11 protein-coding genes and 2 pseudogenes are annotated in these 16,197 nt (G+C 39.8%); 6 read left to right on the top strand and 7 right to left on the bottom strand.

Translation table 11 applies throughout. The annotated features are described in order from the left end of the window. Nucleotides 1-2 precede the first annotated feature (2 nt). A complete protein-coding gene (locus F995_RS06030; protein WP_004645905.1) occupies nt 3-1,061 on the top strand; it encodes a DUF1176 domain-containing protein in 1,059 nt (352 codons plus the stop codon). Between the two features lie 72 nt (nt 1,062-1,133). On the opposite strand, the gene F995_RS06025 is transcribed toward F995_RS06030, so the two are convergent. Then, entirely contained in the window at nt 1,134-1,901 is a 768-nt protein-coding gene (locus F995_RS06025; RefSeq protein WP_004645904.1) for a hydroxymethylpyrimidine/phosphomethylpyrimidine kinase, read from the bottom strand. Nucleotides 1,902-1,999: 98 nt separating this feature from the next. Between F995_RS06025 and F995_RS06020 the strand changes: the two genes are divergently transcribed. After that, the gene (locus F995_RS06020; protein WP_004645903.1) at nt 2,000-2,647 is read left to right on the top strand and encodes an HAD family hydrolase; all 648 of its coding nucleotides are present in this window, start codon (nt 2,000-2,002) and stop codon (nt 2,645-2,647) included. A gap of 148 nt (nt 2,648-2,795) precedes the next feature. Here F995_RS06020 and F995_RS06015 read toward each other — a convergent pair whose 3' ends face one another. After that, on the bottom strand, nt 2,796-3,311 hold the full coding sequence (locus tag F995_RS06015; protein WP_004645901.1) for a hypothetical protein: 516 nt from the start codon (nt 3,309-3,311) through the stop codon (nt 2,796-2,798). A gap of 24 nt (nt 3,312-3,335) precedes the next feature. Next, nucleotides 3,336-3,944, bottom strand: a complete 609-nt coding sequence (locus F995_RS06010; RefSeq protein ID WP_004645900.1) for a DUF805 domain-containing protein — start codon at nt 3,942-3,944, stop codon at nt 3,336-3,338. Between the two features lie 482 nt (nt 3,945-4,426). Between F995_RS06010 and F995_RS06005 the strand changes: the two genes are divergently transcribed. The 3 genes from F995_RS06005 (at nt 4,427) to F995_RS05995 (ending at nt 10,810) form a co-directional block, all read left to right on the top strand. After that, a complete protein-coding gene (locus F995_RS06005) occupies nt 4,427-5,668 on the top strand; it encodes a carbohydrate porin (RefSeq protein WP_004645899.1) in 1,242 nt (413 codons plus the stop codon). Between the two features lie 170 nt (nt 5,669-5,838). Further along, on the top strand, nt 5,839-8,241 hold the full coding sequence (locus tag F995_RS06000) for a glucose/quinate/shikimate family membrane-bound PQQ-dependent dehydrogenase (protein WP_004645898.1): 2,403 nt from the start codon (nt 5,839-5,841) through the stop codon (nt 8,239-8,241). Nucleotides 8,242-8,632: 391 nt separating this feature from the next. Further along, nucleotides 8,633-10,810 (top strand): TonB-dependent receptor, encoded by a 2,178-nt coding sequence (locus F995_RS05995; RefSeq protein ID WP_004645896.1) that lies wholly within the window; start codon nt 8,633-8,635, stop codon nt 10,808-10,810. 109 nt (nt 10,811-10,919) lie between these two features. Here F995_RS05995 and F995_RS16950 read toward each other — a convergent pair. Next, a pseudogene (locus F995_RS16950) lies at nt 10,920-11,006 on the bottom strand (arsenical resistance protein ArsH); the annotation flags it as partial. Here F995_RS16950 and F995_RS16945 point away from each other — a divergent pair. Beyond that, nucleotides 11,003-11,134: pseudogene (locus F995_RS16945) on the top strand (arsenate reductase (glutaredoxin)); the annotation flags it as partial. The pseudogenes F995_RS16950 and F995_RS16945 overlap by 4 nt on opposite strands. Nucleotides 11,135-11,360: 226 nt before the next feature. Here F995_RS16945 and F995_RS05990 read toward each other — a convergent pair. From F995_RS05990 to F995_RS05980, 3 genes are read right to left on the bottom strand one after another with little or no spacing between them, the layout of a single operon-like run. Next, on the bottom strand, nt 11,361-13,370 hold the full coding sequence (locus F995_RS05990; protein WP_004645895.1) for a TniQ family protein: 2,010 nt from the start codon (nt 13,368-13,370) through the stop codon (nt 11,361-11,363). 4 nt (nt 13,371-13,374) lie between these two features. Then, nucleotides 13,375-14,313 carry a TniB family NTP-binding protein gene (locus F995_RS05985; protein WP_004645894.1) on the bottom strand — a complete coding sequence of 313 codons (939 nt, stop codon included), beginning with the start codon at nt 14,311-14,313 and terminating at the stop codon, nt 13,375-13,377. Continuing rightward, nucleotides 14,306-16,195 carry a DDE-type integrase/transposase/recombinase gene (locus F995_RS05980; protein ID WP_004645893.1) on the bottom strand — a complete coding sequence of 630 codons (1,890 nt, stop codon included), beginning with the start codon at nt 16,193-16,195 and terminating at the stop codon, nt 14,306-14,308. Before F995_RS05980 ends, F995_RS05985 begins: the two co-directional genes overlap by 8 nt. Between the last annotated feature and the right edge of the window lie 2 nt (nt 16,196-16,197).

The following is a 16,197-nucleotide window of genomic DNA, read 5'->3' as shown; positions in this document are numbered from 1 at the left end:
TGATGAAACAAAAATGGATCTACAGCATCAAAATCATGAGTATCACATTTGGTCTAGCCAGTATCAGCTCATTAAGTCTAGCGGCCATGCAGGGACTGCATTTTTCACATAAAGACTGGGAAATTGCCTGTGATAATACCGGCACCTGCCGCGCTGCCGGTTATCAATCGGATCAAGATATTGATCAGCCAGTTTCAGTTTTATTGGAGCGTGCTGCGGGTGTAAACAGTGTTATCAAAGCCCAAGTCCAGATTTTACCCTTAGCTGCTGCCACACCCACACGACAGCTTCAGCTACAAATTGCCAGCACACCTTATGGCGTGATTGGTCTCAATCGGGAAGGAATAGGGCAACTCAATAGCAGTCAAACGCGTGCCTTGCTGAAAGCAGTGCAGGGAACGAGTCCAGTGATATTTAAAAATGCGCAATCACGCTGGAACTTATCGACCGCCGGTGCCAGTGCCGTTTTACTGAATATGGATGAATTTCAGCGTCGACTTTCTACGCCCTCAGCCTTGATCAGGCCGGGGAAAAAATCCAATCAGGCGGTGCTCAAAGCTGCAGCGATACCGAAAATTCAGATACCAAAATATCAGTCAGGCAAAGTCACTCAAGCGAAATTGAATACGGCAGCCAGTCAGCAGATGATTCGAAAACTGAAAGCCACCACCAACGAGGATCAATGTGATTTGCTGTTTAGCCAGCGTTTTCTCAATGATGATGTCATGACCATTTATCCCATTAATGCCCAGAATCAGCTGGTTCAGGTGCCGTGCTGGCGCGGGGCTTATAATATGGGTAGTGGCTTCTGGCTGATGGATCAAAATAAGCAACTGAAACAGCTAGTAACCACCTCGGGAGAAACATTTAGCCAAGGCCAGATATTTTCTGGGCATAAAGTACGTGGTTTGGGTGATTGTCTGAGTCAGGACGAATGGGCCTGGAATGGCAAGAAATTTGTCAAAAGCTTCAGTAGTCTGACCGTGCAATGTAAAGGCTTCGCCGGTGGTGCTTGGAATTTACCGACCTACGTAAGCAAAGTCATTTATCAGGCCAAATAGTATTGTTTATAAAATAGCAGCGATAAAAAAAGCCTGACGCATTCAGGCTTTTTAATTTTAAAACATGTGATTTTAAAAACGCTTTGGAATTCTCTGGCCATTTGGAACAGGAATTTCAGCATTTTTTAATACTCCAAATAGCCAGGTTTCAGCATACTGTACTGCAGTTTTTAACTGGTCGCCCATGGCCAGACGTCCGGCTATGAAACTGGCCAATGAACAGCCTGAACCATGATATTCACCTGGTAGACGTGGACAGCGAGTTTCGTTGACCAGCTCACCTGCGATATATAGGCTGTTCTGAATGTAATCTGGCGTATCTTCATGGCCACCTTTGACCAAAACTGCCTGTGCACCCATTTCAAATAATTTTTGAGTGGCCAGTTTGAGGTCTTGCTCACCCGTCAGGGCGCGTAGTTCAACCGTGTTCGGCGTTAAGATAGTGGCTAATGGAATCAGCTGGGTAAATGCTTTGACCAGCGTTTCCTGATTACCCAGCGAGCCGCCACTATTGGCGACCAAAACCGGATCCAGCACATACAGATAATCTGGATGTACAGTCAGAAACTCGGCCAGAGCCACGATATTGTCTGTGGTGCCTAACATGCCAGATTTTACGCAACGAATGGGCAGGTCATTGACCACCGCATTGGCCTGTGCCAATAGCAATTCTCTGGAAGTGGCTTCGAAACCAAAAACCTGCTGTGAATTTTGAATAGTGAGGGCTGTGCAGGCAATTGCCGCATGTGCACCACTTTGACCAATAGCTTCAATATCTGCTTGAAGGCCGGCTCCACCTGAAGGGTCTAAACCGGAAAAGCAAAGTACGGTAGGGCGCAAAATGATGTCCTTCATTCACTAAAATTGCATTAGTATAGGCAAATTTGAATGAACTCTCGATATTAATTTATATCGGTGCTGATGAGAGGGGATAGGCGGTGATTAAGAATATTTTAATTGATCTGGATGGGACATTAACCGATCCGAAAGTGGGGATTACGACGTCTGCACGCTATGGTCTGGAAAAGATCGGTCATCCGATTAGTGACGAGATCAATATCGACTGGATTATTGGTCCGCCCTTAAAAGCCTCGCTTGCCAAAATTTTAAATGTTGAGGCCGATCATGTTCTGGCTGAACAGGCCTTGATGGGTTATCGGGAGCGCTTTGCAGTCAAGGGTCTCTATGAAAATCATGTTTTTGAGGGTGTAGCAGAAACGCTGGCAGAACTGAAACGCCGTGGTTATCGCTTGTTTGTCGCTACAGCAAAACCGACAGTGTATGCCAAACAGATTCTGGAACATTTTGATCTGGCCCAGTATTTTACCGACATTTATGGTAGTGAGCTGAATGGCGAGCGAACCAATAAAGCTGAGCTGATTCAGTATATTTTAGAGCAGCAAAAATTACAGGCCGATCAATGCCTGATGGTGGGTGACCGTGAGCATGACATTTTTGGTGCCCGTCAAAATGGTATTGATACTATTGCGGTAAATTATGGTTATGGTAGTCAGGAAGAGTTAGCACTGGCACAGCCTAAATATCAAATAGACCGCTTTAATCAGTTGCTAGATTATTTTAAATAAACCCTAATTTTTGCTTATTTTATTTGAGCTGATTTTTAGAGATATTTTGTCTATAAGCTGCTACATCTATACAGATTAACTCTCTTATTAGATTGTTATCTCAATAAAAATCCCGCAGCGTGCGGGATTTTTGCTCTTACAAGAACATTTAAAGCGTCAAAAACCAGGTCGATGCCAACACCACCATAATGATAATCACCAGTAAAATATTGATGATCGTCATTCGATGTTGGGGTGGAACTCTGGCTTTGGTCAGTGCATTTCCTGCATGGTCAAACAGGATGACATTTTGCACGCTACTTTCATAACCGAGTTCGAGTAACGCGCGCTTTTCAACTTCGGTTAAACCGTCTTCAGGCAGATCCATAATTTGCAGCAGTGCTATAGAGCTAAATAGTTTCTTCATCATTGACGATGGTAACAGCCGTTTCAGCGTCACCGCGGCTGCATCAAAGTCGGCAATAATACTCCGCGGATGGGCATAAGGCACATCGGGTAGCAGAGTATGCGTAATCGTGCCATCTATATTCATCAGCTGCATTTTATCTTTATAGATTTGCACCCATACAGCATCTGGAAATTTCACTAATTGATCTTGCAGCATGGAGAAAGTCTGATTTTGCTGATATTTAGTCATTAAATAATCGATAAACAAATCCCGCATCAAGACGGGATTTGTAAGGTTCGGTTATTTGGCAGGAGCACCATACTCATTGTTTTGTTGCTTGGTTTCAGTTGCCCACCACCAGATCAGTACCAGTATGCCAATCACGGTAAGCGTCAGTAATTGCCACCAACCAGAACGTCCTACATCATGCAACCGACGCGCGCCAACGGCCAGACTTGGGACTAGAAGTGCCAGATTAAGCAGGCTATTCACCAGCGGTTTAGTGCCTAAAACTGTATCAATTACCTCAGCAACAATGCCTAAAATTACACAAAACAGCATAAAGAACCAAAATTCTTTACGGCGTGCACGGCCGGAAAAGTTTGCATAGTTGGTCAGACATTTTACAAACCAGTCAATGCTGCTGTAATTTTCCTCGGCTTGATCCAGATTTGAATATTTGCCAAGCTGACTGGAAATTTTTTCTCCCAGATAAATAGAACTGCCTGAGGTTAAATAAACCTCAGAGGCTTCACCTGTAGTATTGACGATAAAATCGACCCGATCACCGCGTGAAGGTGGACGCTCACTACGCCAGTCCGCGCCATTAAAGCTATAGCGCTGATTATCATCCCCCGAGATAAAACCGGTATTGTGTTGAATAGAAAAATCAAGGATTGAACCTTTCATGCTTGTTCTCGTCTATTAAGCTAGATTATTGTTTTAAAGCGACGCAATTTCTTATCAGAATAACTTTAGCATAATCTAATTTTTAAAAGTTTATGGTGAAATGACAATAATTTTTTCATGTTTTTAAAAGCCTTATCGCAATAGTGATTCAGTATTCAATCAACAAAAAATGTAGCGTTGCATGATTTGAAATGAAGAAAATTAAATAGTAATGGAGCTGATTTATCTCTGAATCTTTTATAAGAAATTAAAGCTAAATCTATCTGATGAATATCAAATTTTTCTTTGGAACTATGGTTTGATGTTGTTAAATTTAATATGATGATAAACAGATACTTATAAATTTTAAATTTACAAAAAGCATATAATAATACTAATAAATATAACATTTTATTCATACTTTTTATCTATTAGTAACGATTTTTTAAAATCAACAGGCGTATAATAAAAAGCTTCATATTGTGATGAAGGTATCACATTCAATGTATCTCTCCCCATTATCGAAGGCCGTTTACCTTTGCTGTGCCTCTTTCATCTTAACCACGACCACTGTGCATGCTGAAGCTGCTTTCAGTTCGGAAAGCCCGTGGATGCTCGGTGACTGGAACGGGCAACGTACAGCACTCCAAAATCAGGGCTATGATTTCAGTTTTGGTTATACGGGTGAAATGGCAAGCTTGATTGATGCGCAAAGATCTTCAAACCATAGAACTGAATATGCGGACCAGTTTGTTTTTGGGGCACATCTGGATCTGGCAAAGATTGCAGGCTGGCAAGATACCGAAGCGCAAATTACTGTCACCCAGCGTAATGGTCAGTCACTGTCTCAAAGCACTGCTGCTTTAAACGACCATCTGAGTTCAGTGCAAGAGGTCTGGGGCCGTGGTCAAACCTGGCGTCTGACTGATTTATGGATCAAGAAAAAATTCCTGGAACAAAAACTGGATGTGAAAGTCGGACGCTTTGGTGAAGGCGAAGACTTCAACAGTTTTGACTGCGATTTCCAGAATCTGGCCCTATGCGGTTCACAAGTCGGGAATTGGGTTGGCGATCAGTGGTACAACTGGCCGGTAAGCCAATGGGCTGCACGAGTCAAATACAACATTAACCCTGAATTTTATGCCCAGGTCGGTGTTTATGAATACAACCCTGAGAATCTGGAACGTGGTAAAGGGTTTAATCTGAGTACGGACGGCTCCAAAGGGGCAATGCTTCCTGCAGAAGTGGTCTGGACGCCTAAACTGGGCACACAAAAATTGCCAGGTGAATACCGCGCCGGTTATTACTACAGCACGGCGGAAGCTGAAGTCATTTCCAATCCAGATCAAACCGATCATCACCATGGGGGCTGGATTGTTGCCAAGCAACAATTAACTGCACATGACGGAGATGCTTCGCGTGGTTTGACCGGCTTTGTGAATGCGACAGTGCATGACTCCAAAACCAATAATGTCAGTGATATGCAAAATATCGGGCTGGTTTATAAGGGTGCAATGGATTCACGCCCTCAAGATGAAATCGCATTTGGTATTGCACGCATCAACATGAATGACGATGTCAGTGCTGACCGTCATCAAGAAATCGATGCAGAAATTTATTATGGCTTGCATGCCACCAACTGGCTCACCATTCGCCCGAATGTGCAATATGTGCGTCACGTCGGTGCATATAAAGATGGTGAAAATGTCTGGGTGGGCGGAATCAAGTTTAATACGTCATTTTAAAATATAGTTTTTAGTTGCAAATACACTATTGAATCTCTAGGTGCTTTGTTGCAGTAATGGGCAATGCTTGCTTAAGACATTGATGTATTTATAACTCAGAATTTAACAATAAGGGTGCTCATGCCTGTCATGTGCATGGACTTTCAAAAAAACTTTTATAGGTGTTCAATATGAATACTTCATCATCAGGTTCAGTACTGAAAACGATTTTAGCGGTCATTGCCGCTGTTTTCGGTATAGGACTGCTGATTGGAGGGATTTATCTTGCAGTGCTGGGTGGGTCTTGGTACTACATCATTGCAGGTATTCTCTTTATTGCGACCGCAGTTCTCTTGTATAAACGAAAAAGTGCTGCACTCCTTGTTTATGCCATATTCGTTTTGGCGACAGTGGTGTGGGGGCTGTGGGAAGTCGGTTCAGATTTCTTTGCACTTGCGCCGCGTTTAGATATTTTAGGGCTGTTTGGTCTGGCCCTGCTGATTCCGGCAGTAACACGTGGCTTTGATCAAAGCAAAGGTGCGAAAATTGCCTTGGGTGCTTCATTGGCCATTACTATTGCCGTCATGATTTATGCTGTATTTAATGACCCGCAAGAAATTCGCGGTGAATTAAAATCCCAGCAGCCTGCAACTCACCAGCCAATTCCCGGTGTGGCAGATGAAGACTGGCCTGCTTATGGTCGTACCCAGTCCGGTTTACGGTATTCACCGTTAAAGCAGATTAATACTGAAAATGTCAAAGATTTGCAGGTGGCTTGGGAATATCACACGGGCGAATTCAAGACTGAAAATGACTCGGGTGAAACCACCAATCAGGTTACCCCAATCAAGGTGGGTGACAACATGTACATCTGTACCACTCACCAGAAATTGACTGCGCTTGATCCGGCAACAGGTAAGGCGAAATGGACCTATGATCCAAAGCTGAAAGCTGATCATACCTATCAGCATTTAACCTGTCGTGGCGTGTCTTATTATGATGTCAACAATACGGCTGGTTTTGAAAGCAGTCTCGCTGCGAAAAAAAGCAGCTCTGCTGAATGTCCACAAAAAGTCATTTTACCGGTCAATGATGGGCGTTTAGTGGCGGTCAATGCGACCACCGGTAAAGTCTGTTCTGATTTTGGTAAAAATGGCGAAGTCGATCTGCAAAAAGATATGCCATTCCCATATCCAGGCGGTTATATTCCAACCTCACCGCCTGTAGTAACCGGCACTACGATCATTATTGCGGGTTCAACTACAGATAACTATTCAACTGAAGAGCCGTCAGGTGTGATCCGTGGTTATGATGTCAATACCGGTGAACTGCTTTGGGTATTTGACACAGGCGCTGAAGATCCGAATTTGATTCCTGCACCGGGTCAAAAATTTGTACATAATTCACCTAATGCATGGGCACCTTTGGCCTATGATGCAGAGCTGGATATCGTCTACGTACCAACGGGTGTCGGTACACCGGATATTTACGGTGGTCACCGGACTGAACTGGACGAGCGTTATGCCAACTCGATGCTGGCCCTGAATGCGACGACCGGTAAGCTGGTATGGAACTTCCAGACTACCCATCATGATTTGTGGGATATGGACGTACCTTCACAGCCGACATTGACCGAGATTAAAGACAAAAACGGCAATATGGTTCCAGCCATTTATGTCTTGACCAAAACCGGGAATGCTTTTGTGCTGGATCGTCGTAATGGTAAAGCCATTGTACCGATTACCGAGAAACCGGTACCACAATCTGTGAAACGCGGTCCTCAAACTAAAGGCGAGTTCTATTCTAAGACTCAACCGTTCTCTGATTTTAACCTAGCGCCACAAGATAAACTGACCGATAAACAGATGTGGGGTGCGACCATGTTCGACCAGTTGGTCTGCCGTGTTGCGTTCCACAAATTGAATTACGATGGCATTTATACCCCACCTTCTGAAAATGGGACGCTGGTCTTCCCGGGTAACCTGGGTGTGTTTGAATGGGGTGGTATGTCGGTGAATCCGGACCGTCAAATTGCACTGACCAACCCGATTGGCCTGCCATTTGTATCAAAACTGATTCCTCAAGATCCGAACCGTCCTAAGACGGCTAAAGGTGCAGGCACAGAAGCCGGCGTTCAACCGATGTATGGCGTGCCTTATGGCGTTGAAATCAGTGCGTTCCTGTCTCCGTTTGGGCTGCCGTGTAAACAGCCATCATGGGGCTTTGTTGCAGGTGTGGACTTAAATACTCATGAAGTGGCCTGGAAACGCCGTATCGGTACCATTCGTGACAGTATGCCAGGCATTCCATTGCCGCCATTCAAAATGGGTGTGCCGATGCTGGGTGGACCTATTTCAACTGCGGGCAACGTGATGTTTGTGGGTGGAACTCAAGATAACTACATCCGTGCCATTAACGTGAACAACGGTGATGAACTATGGAAAGGTCGTCTACCTGCAGGTGGTCAGGCTACGCCAATGACCTATGAAGCCAATGGTAAGCAATATGTGGTCATTATGGCCGGTGGTCATGGTTCCTTTGGCACCAAAATGGGCGACTCTCTGGTGGCTTATGCCTTGCCAGACAATAAATAGTTGAACCTTTAATTAAGTATGAAGAAGCCTGATTCGTCAGGCTTTTTTATACGCTATTGTTGAATGCCTACATCGAGTTTTAAGGACACAGAGAAATGATGTTGATTTGTTTCTGAAAGCTCAATTTTATTCAGATCACATTAAAATAATATTCTTTGTATATGGCTGATTTTCAGTGCTATTCAGATAAAGGACTAATCAAGTCTGAATTTACCGAACACAGAATTTTAAGCTCAAAGTTTTTCTATCCATTGAGCGAACTATATGTCATCGAATCAACGCATTTATTGGATATCGATGCTTAAAACAAAATGAATTGAATCATGAGATGTACGCCATCTCGATAAGGTATTTGCCGCATTAAACCACTTTCAAATAAGGCCTGTCATTTATGTATCAAAGCCCGAAACTTCCATTTGTGAGATCGACCTTGTCCTGCCTGATTGCTTGCGTAGGTCAGAATATTTATGCAGAAAATGACACACAAGAAGTCCAAAGGTTAGACACGATTGTCATTCAAGCGACCCGTACCGATCGGGAGCGATTGACCACACCGGCGTCAGTGTATTATCTAAATCAAGAACAAGATAACAGTATGAATGTGAACCTTTCAGAAACATTAAAAGGCGTTCCGGGATTACAGTTAAATAACCGTGAAAACTATGCCCAGGACCTACAAATTTCGATGCGAGGCTTTGGCGCTCGCTCCAGTTTTGGTGTGCGTGGTGTGCGTTTATATGTAGATGGAATCCCTGCAACAATGCCGGATGGGCAGGGGCAAACCTCGAATATTGATTTGAATAGTCTGGATCATATTGAAGTATTGGGTGGTGCATTTTCATCACTGTATGGCAACTCTTCCGGTGGGACGATTTTAACCACCACGCGAGAGGGGCAAGGTGCTGACTCGATTGAACTGGGGCATTCTGCAGGGAGCCAGAACAAAGGGCAGACCAAGCTGGTTTTGCAAGGCGGTGCAGAAAATGCCGATGAACCAGCTTATATCATTAGCTCCTCTTATTTTGATACTGACGGTTTTCGGGAGCATAGCGGCGCGCATAAAGTGCTGAGCAATGCCAAGCTGACCTGGGATCTGGAAGATGGCTCTAAAATCAACTGGATGAATAACTATGTCAAAATTGCAGCGGATGATCCGGGCGGTTTAACCCGAGAGCAGAGGAAGGCCAATCCTAAACAGGTAGTAAAAAATGTATTAGATTTCAATGCGCGCAAAGAAATTGAACAGGTTCAAACGGGTCTAACCTGGAATAAACCGATCAATGACCAGCATGAACTGTATGGTATGGCCTATTGGGGACAGCGTGAAGTTACACAATATCAGTCTATTCCGAAGTGTGCATATGTGAAAGATACGAATATTTGTATTCCTAGGACTATTCAGCAGGCAGCAAACCACCCGGGTGGTGTAATTGACTTTAACCGTAATTTTTATGGGACAGATTTACGCTGGACAGGTAAGGATATTCTGCCCAATACTAAACTGATTGCTGGTGTCGCCATTGATGCCATGTCTGAAGATCGTAAAGGCTATCAAAATTTTTTAGGTGATCGCTTGGGGGTTAAAGGTGAACTGCGTCGAGATGAAGACAATACCCTATGGAATTTAGATCCGTATTTGCAAGCTTCTTATCACTTTGCTCCCGATTGGACATTGGATGTCGGCCTGCGCTATAGCAATGTACATTTCAAATCTAAAGACAAGTTTCTTGCGAATGGCGATAATTCAGGTAAAACCGATTATCAGAAATTATTGCCATCCATGGCCTTAAGCTGGCAGATTTTACCTGAGCTGATGACTTATGCCAGTTATGCACAAGGCTTTGAAACACCGACCTTTACCGAAATGTCTTATCCTGCAAATACTGCAGAAAACCGTAGCTTCAGTTTAAAAGCAGCAGAAAGTGAAACCTATGAGATGGGATTAAAGTCTGTAAGTACATTAGGTGATTTTACTGTTGCTATTTTCCAAACCCAAACTGAGAATGATATTGTCTCTGCAGAAAATGATAATGGTCGCTCTACTTTCCGTAATGCCGATAAAACTTTAAGAGAAGGTGTTGAACTCTCCTGGAACAAAAACCTTTGGCGTGATCTCACTGCTCAAGCCAGCTATAGCTATATAGATGCAACTTTTGATGCAGATATTCCTGAAATTTTAAATCAGAATGGCAGTATTGCAGTGTCGAGAGTTGAATCAGGAAACTATATTCCGGGGATTGCCAAAAATCAGGCATTTTTAAGTTTAGGCTGGAAACCTGAAAATGGTTTGAGTGCGGGTTTAGACGTGCGTTACTCAGATCGTATTTATGTCAATGATACCAATACTGAATATGCGCCAAGCTACACAGTCGCTGGTGCCAATGTAGGTTATCACTGGAAAATGCAAGATTGGGCGGTGAATACTTTTGCGCGTGTCGATAACCTGTTTGATAAAGATTATTCTGGTTCGGTGATTGTTAATGAAAGTAGTAGACCAGAAGGACGTTATTATGAGCCGGCAGAAGGGCGGAACTGGAGCGCTGGTCTGAGTGTGACAAAAGAATTTTAATTGAAATGATTTAGGGCTGTTAAATTTTCAAAAAACAAAATCCCGCTTCCTGAGTGGGATTTTTTAATATTTAAGTTTTGAAAAGTTGATCAGATGATTTGAGATAAAACTAGATCTTTTGTTGATTCACCCGTTTCGATAATTCCTCGGCACTTTCCACCCGTTCAGAATATCGATTGTTGAGATCAGCAGACTGAACTTGGTGTGAGATTGTGTCGACCATCAGAAGTTGTTTTAGATATTCTTTCTGCTCCGCAGCGCGCAGCTTTTAGTATGGAAAATGAGGAAATGATTATTGATGAAGCAGGGAATCGGTTGAAATAAATTTCAGAATTTAAGCAGATCAATCAGATCATAAAAAAGCCACCGCAGGGGTGGCTTTTTATTTAAAGTTAAAATGACAGATGTCGTGTCATTTTACGTTAAATGACAGATAATGTGAGATTTATTTGATTAAATAAATCAATTATTTATTAGTTTTTTTGACATTCAATCTTAACGAGGTTTTGACACATAAGTTAAGATTTTCTGAGAATCTCTGACACATAAGTTAAGATTTTTTTTGATTACTTTTATAGCCATAACCGGCTTCGAGTAATTTATCAACGTCCTCCCGTAAGAATAGTCGGACCGAATAAAATTTATTGCCATGAAATTTAGGCTTAATTAATCCCTGAGTTACTAGATTAGTCATATGCGTGCGATGCATACCTAAATAGTCATTAGCCTCTGAAGCTGTAAAATACTCTTGGTGAATCTTCATGGCTTTATCAAACTCAGTTTTGGAGAAGGACCGCCAATATCCAATATGTCGAAGTTTTAAATGACCTGTCATAATCCAATTTTTTTCAAGTTGGTCATATGAGCAATCTAATGCATTGAGTACCACCTCTATATCAACATACGTAGGATCATTCTTTTGTTGAATTAAATTGTCGATACTTCTTCTCGGAATACGATAAGGACGTATCTCTAAATTTTCTACGTTAAGCCATTTATGTTGAATAAGTTGAGCTGTTTGAGATGGGGAAATACCTAGAAGTTTAGCTGCTTCACTAAGGCTTATATAAGCATCATTTTTCCTCTTATCTACAATTCCAGCTTTTTTACGCCCTGAATTATTTTTATAAGTAACTATATTTTCAATCATGGACTTATCTAAATGCTTTATATCTTTTCTTGCATAATAGGCTGGATAAAGTTTGTTTATATATATTGGTTCAATATTTAAACTTGCAAGCTTGGCTCTTAGTGTGAGATGAGAAACGTCCAAGTATTCAGCAAGTGGACTTAAAAAAATATATTTTTTATGAAAACTATTAACAAATTCTTTGGAAAGACAATATTGAGTATAATGATTTAGATATTTCTTAGTCGTTGGAATATCTGGTATTTTAAGAAATAAACGTGCATTACGATTATTGATATTTAGTATTTCCATAATTTCCGGAATAGTAAAATAATCATTAGATTCATCGTTTTGTGGGGGTGGACGATGATATGTATATGTGCCATTGATGTTTTTCTTTTCATTAATTAGCCATTCCTCAAGTATAGAAGCAGGAAAATTAGTTCTATCACTTACACTGAGTTGATCGTGATATAAAATTCCCGCCTTCAGTCTTTTATGAAATGCTGCAAAACTAACCCCAAGTATATGAGTAGCTTCTTTCTTATTAAATTTCCGTCTAATACATTTTGAGGATGGAAAGTTATAATCTCTAAAATAACTTAGAATTTTATTGAGAATAGGTTTAAATCTAGATTTATTTCCTAAAAAGGGAAGAAGTTGAATTCTTGGATGAGCATAATTTAGGTTATTTTTGATCATATTTATAAGAGTAGAAATAAATTTATCTTCATTATGAAAATATTCATGACATAAATTTAAAATATAAGATTGGCTTTTTAATATTTCTAAGTTGGAAAAATACTTAGATAAAGCTGTCCAGATATCAAAAAAAATTTCATTAAAAGTTTCATTAGTCCCCGGGAAACGATCTAAGAACCATGTATTAATCTGGATATCTTCTAATGTAGATTGCTGCTTTTGGCTCTTACGTAAATCAAAAGTACAAGTTGGACATTCAAATAATGATTTTCGGCTAGTTTCTAATGGATTGTCGCATTCAGGACATTTTTCTATCAAATCAATATGGTGATCTAGACAAACTGTTAAGGGGGTTAATAACCAATTTTTCTTCCAATACCCCTTATCTTCTAAACAGGATGAGCAAAATTTATTGAGGCCAATATCAAGTAATTTACGATGGATTACTTGAGTTTTCGTCCAGAAGAAATTTTGAAATGTTGGAGGAGTCTTTTTTATTACCAGATTTAGTAAGTCATCAGAAAGTTCCAACCGTTCAATAACTTGCTTAAACTTATCTTCATTGGTAAATAATGGATCATATGATTTTTTATATATGGGAATACCTGCGCTGTTTAGCATTTGCTCAGGAGATTCATATCCATTTATATATGAAGCTCTAAGGAGAAAGCTTGCTAAAAATTCATCAGGGAATGGAATTGGAGTATGGGATAGAGATAATTTTTTCATGGTTTTAAATTAGGATTTCAGTAATTTGAGAAGAGTTAAGCAGGAAAATGTCTTTCTTGGTCTGAGGCTTATACAAGATACTTTTTAAGGCATAAGCTGTATGAAAGTCGCCCATCGAAACAACTACACGGTTGTTGCTCATCGCACTTAGGCAGCTTTGATATATAAGTTGCATGACATAAGCTTGATAGCCACTAGTGGCTAAAAAAATGCGTTTAGAGAGATCTCTCGAGTAAATTTCTGGATCAAATGTAAGATTAAAGTTCTTTGCAATATATGAAGAGGTCTGTTTCAAAAAAGGATTAAGTGTCCCAGATTGATCTTTTAGATTTAAAGTCAAAGGCTTGAGTTGTAAAACACAAGAAAATCTACGTGCTAGTTGACTGTCAATAAAAAGATTATCTTGAATGATAGGTAACCCTACTAAACATATAGATATTTTAGTTTCATCAGCTAATGTCTTAATCCAGTTAGCGACATTTTCAGATGATTTATTCTTCTGGGCACTCGAGCTATAAATATGATGAAACTCATCAAGCATGATAAGTTGTGTCTTACATTCTTTTAGGAGAATGCGTAATCGATAGTTTAATTGCTCACTTGTACCTTTATGATCTGTACATCCCAGCTCTTCAAGCATTCGAATTGCTAAACTTTTAATAGTGATTGGTGAAGGAACAGGAAAGTAAAAGGCAGGTACTATTAACTTCTCAAAGTTATCTTCAATACATTTATAAGGTTTATGCCTACTTTTAATAAGCTTACATATTGTAGATTTACCAACACCTCCTGCACCGAGCAACAAGGAGCCGATAGGTCGATTATCCATGTAACTCATTTGCATACATTCATCAATAGCTGTTAAAGCTTTTGAGAAATCAGAATGATGACAAATGAAATTCCGTAATTTAGATAGAGTTTCAATATTTTTATTACTATTCATCGAAATTAACCTCCTCGTAGAAGAAATCGGTTAAGTCAGGGGGTAAATTGTCATATGTAAGATGATGGATCTCTTCTATATGATTTGTGTGTGAGAGGATATCAATCTCGTCATTGTTTGAATTTGCTAGATTTAACCGATCTTCTTGCTGCTTAATCATCATTTGCAAGTCATTTTTGACTTGCCTAAAACGTGTCTTTTGATTGTTCAGTGTTTGGATTTTTAATAAAAAATTTAGGCGTGCTAGATATAACTGCTCTTCATTTTTGATTTCGTTTGGATCAGATTTATACTTTTCACGCAATATTTCCTTTGCTTCTAACCATTCAGCTAAAGTCAAATCTTTAGTCGCTTCTGGATAAATTGAGTCAGCTTGAATCAGATTGTTTTTATCAAATGGGTCTTGTATATAAATAGAGTTTAAATCTAGTTGATTTACATAGATTGTGACTTTATCTTTGAAACGATGATTTAATGTGGCGAGGGCTTGGGATTTATATCTTAGACCTTTTAAGTTTATTTGCCCTTTGCTGATTCTATATCGAAAAACTGTCCGACATTTTCTTTCAATTTCTAATTCAGGAATGGTTAAAACAGGAAATATTTTAGACGCTTCTTGCCACATTTTTTCTGGTCTTTGATTTGTCCCTGAATGAACTCGCTTATGATATATGTTCTCAATCCATTCATTCACTAAATCTCTTAATATATCTAGTGTATAACAGGCATTTCCTACAGAATCATAATCTCCTCTATGGACTGGTGATGAGTATGTAGTACCCTTAAGTTTATGAATAATGCTCATATTTAATGATCTAAAAAAACTTTCAATATGAGCTTTATTATTGGGAGAGTATGGCTGTGATTCTGACTTAGTAATATTAAAATTATTACAAAAATTAGCTAAAGCATTATTATTAAACTCGCAACCATTGTCTGGGATTATTACTGTTGGAAGTCCTCCTGTTTTGTCGAGATGAGGTCTCATCAACATATTTTTAAGTGTAAGTAATGTTTTTGTTGCTGAGGGAGGTAGCATACATAAGTGCCAACCTACTATAGCTCGTGTATAGATATCTATCGCAATGCAAAGTTCTGGTCTACCAAGTACATTCCCATTTTTATCTAATATGATGCAATCAATCTCATGGGTATCCATTTGAACTATTGCGAGTAAACCAGGCGATACTAAGCTCTGACCTGATGCTTTAAATTTTTTACTTGCTTCTTTTGCTCCATTTTTATTCTTAAATACAATATAGGGATCAAGTCTCTCAAAACGCCGAGCTACAGTTCGTTCAGACGGTATTGTAGCATTTAGGTTAAGTGATAATATTCGATCTTTAATAATTACATGAGCATCACTTGGACTAAAATTTTCTCTTTCTTTAATGAAATCAGAAATAACTTCATTAATAATTTCCTCAATTTCAATCGGGAATCTTAAACTTCTGTTTCCACCAGCTCCTTGATAAAAACCATGAAATGAATCTGAGTTATCTCGATATATCTTTATGTACCGTGCCAAAGTGCTTGCAGATATTTTTCTAAGATTAGGATTTTCTTTGGTTATGTTTATAATTGCATTTTTCAAATGCTTGATCGAACATGGAATTTTGTTTGAAAAAACGTAGTTAAGATACTTGAAAATTTCCTCAATTGTCAGAGCTTTATTTTTGTGAAATTGTGGAATGCTTAAATTAGTTAACTTTATATCTCCATTTAAGATTTTATTAATTAAATCATATTCAGTAAGAAAGTACATATTTCCACTAATGGAGTTAGAGTAGCGGATAGTTTCATTTTCTATATAGCATATTTCATAAAGTTCATCACGATATTTAAATCGATCACCAATTTTTAATTGAAAATTATTTTTCATAA

The organism is Acinetobacter sp. CIP A162 (genome assembly GCF_000367905.1).
Classification (GTDB): domain Bacteria; phylum Pseudomonadota; class Gammaproteobacteria; order Pseudomonadales; family Moraxellaceae; genus Acinetobacter; species Acinetobacter lwoffii.
Note: the sequence above shows the minus strand (reverse complement) of the source record. Positions and strands in the feature narration are given on the sequence as shown.

Coding starts and splice junctions, on each gene's coding strand:
- F995_RS06010 (WP_004645900.1), bottom strand. CDS start 3,944: ATGAAAGGTTCAATCCTTGATTTTTCTATTCAACACAATACCGGTTTT.
- F995_RS06000 (WP_004645898.1), top strand. CDS start 5,839: ATGAATACTTCATCATCAGGTTCAGTACTGAAAACGATTTTAGCGGTC.
- F995_RS06015 (WP_004645901.1), bottom strand. CDS start 3,311: ATGCGGGATTTGTTTATCGATTATTTAATGACTAAATATCAGCAAAAT.
- F995_RS06005 (WP_004645899.1), top strand. CDS start 4,427: ATGTATCTCTCCCCATTATCGAAGGCCGTTTACCTTTGCTGTGCCTCT.
- F995_RS05980 (WP_004645893.1), bottom strand. CDS start 16,195: ATGAAAAATAATTTTCAATTAAAAATTGGTGATCGATTTAAATATCGT.
- F995_RS05990 (WP_004645895.1), bottom strand. CDS start 13,370: ATGAAAAAATTATCTCTATCCCATACTCCAATTCCATTCCCTGATGAA.
- F995_RS06030 (WP_004645905.1), top strand. CDS start 3: ATGAAACAAAAATGGATCTACAGCATCAAAATCATGAGTATCACATTT.
- F995_RS05995 (WP_004645896.1), top strand. CDS start 8,633: ATGTATCAAAGCCCGAAACTTCCATTTGTGAGATCGACCTTGTCCTGC.
- F995_RS05985 (WP_004645894.1), bottom strand. CDS start 14,313: ATGAATAGTAATAAAAATATTGAAACTCTATCTAAATTACGGAATTTC.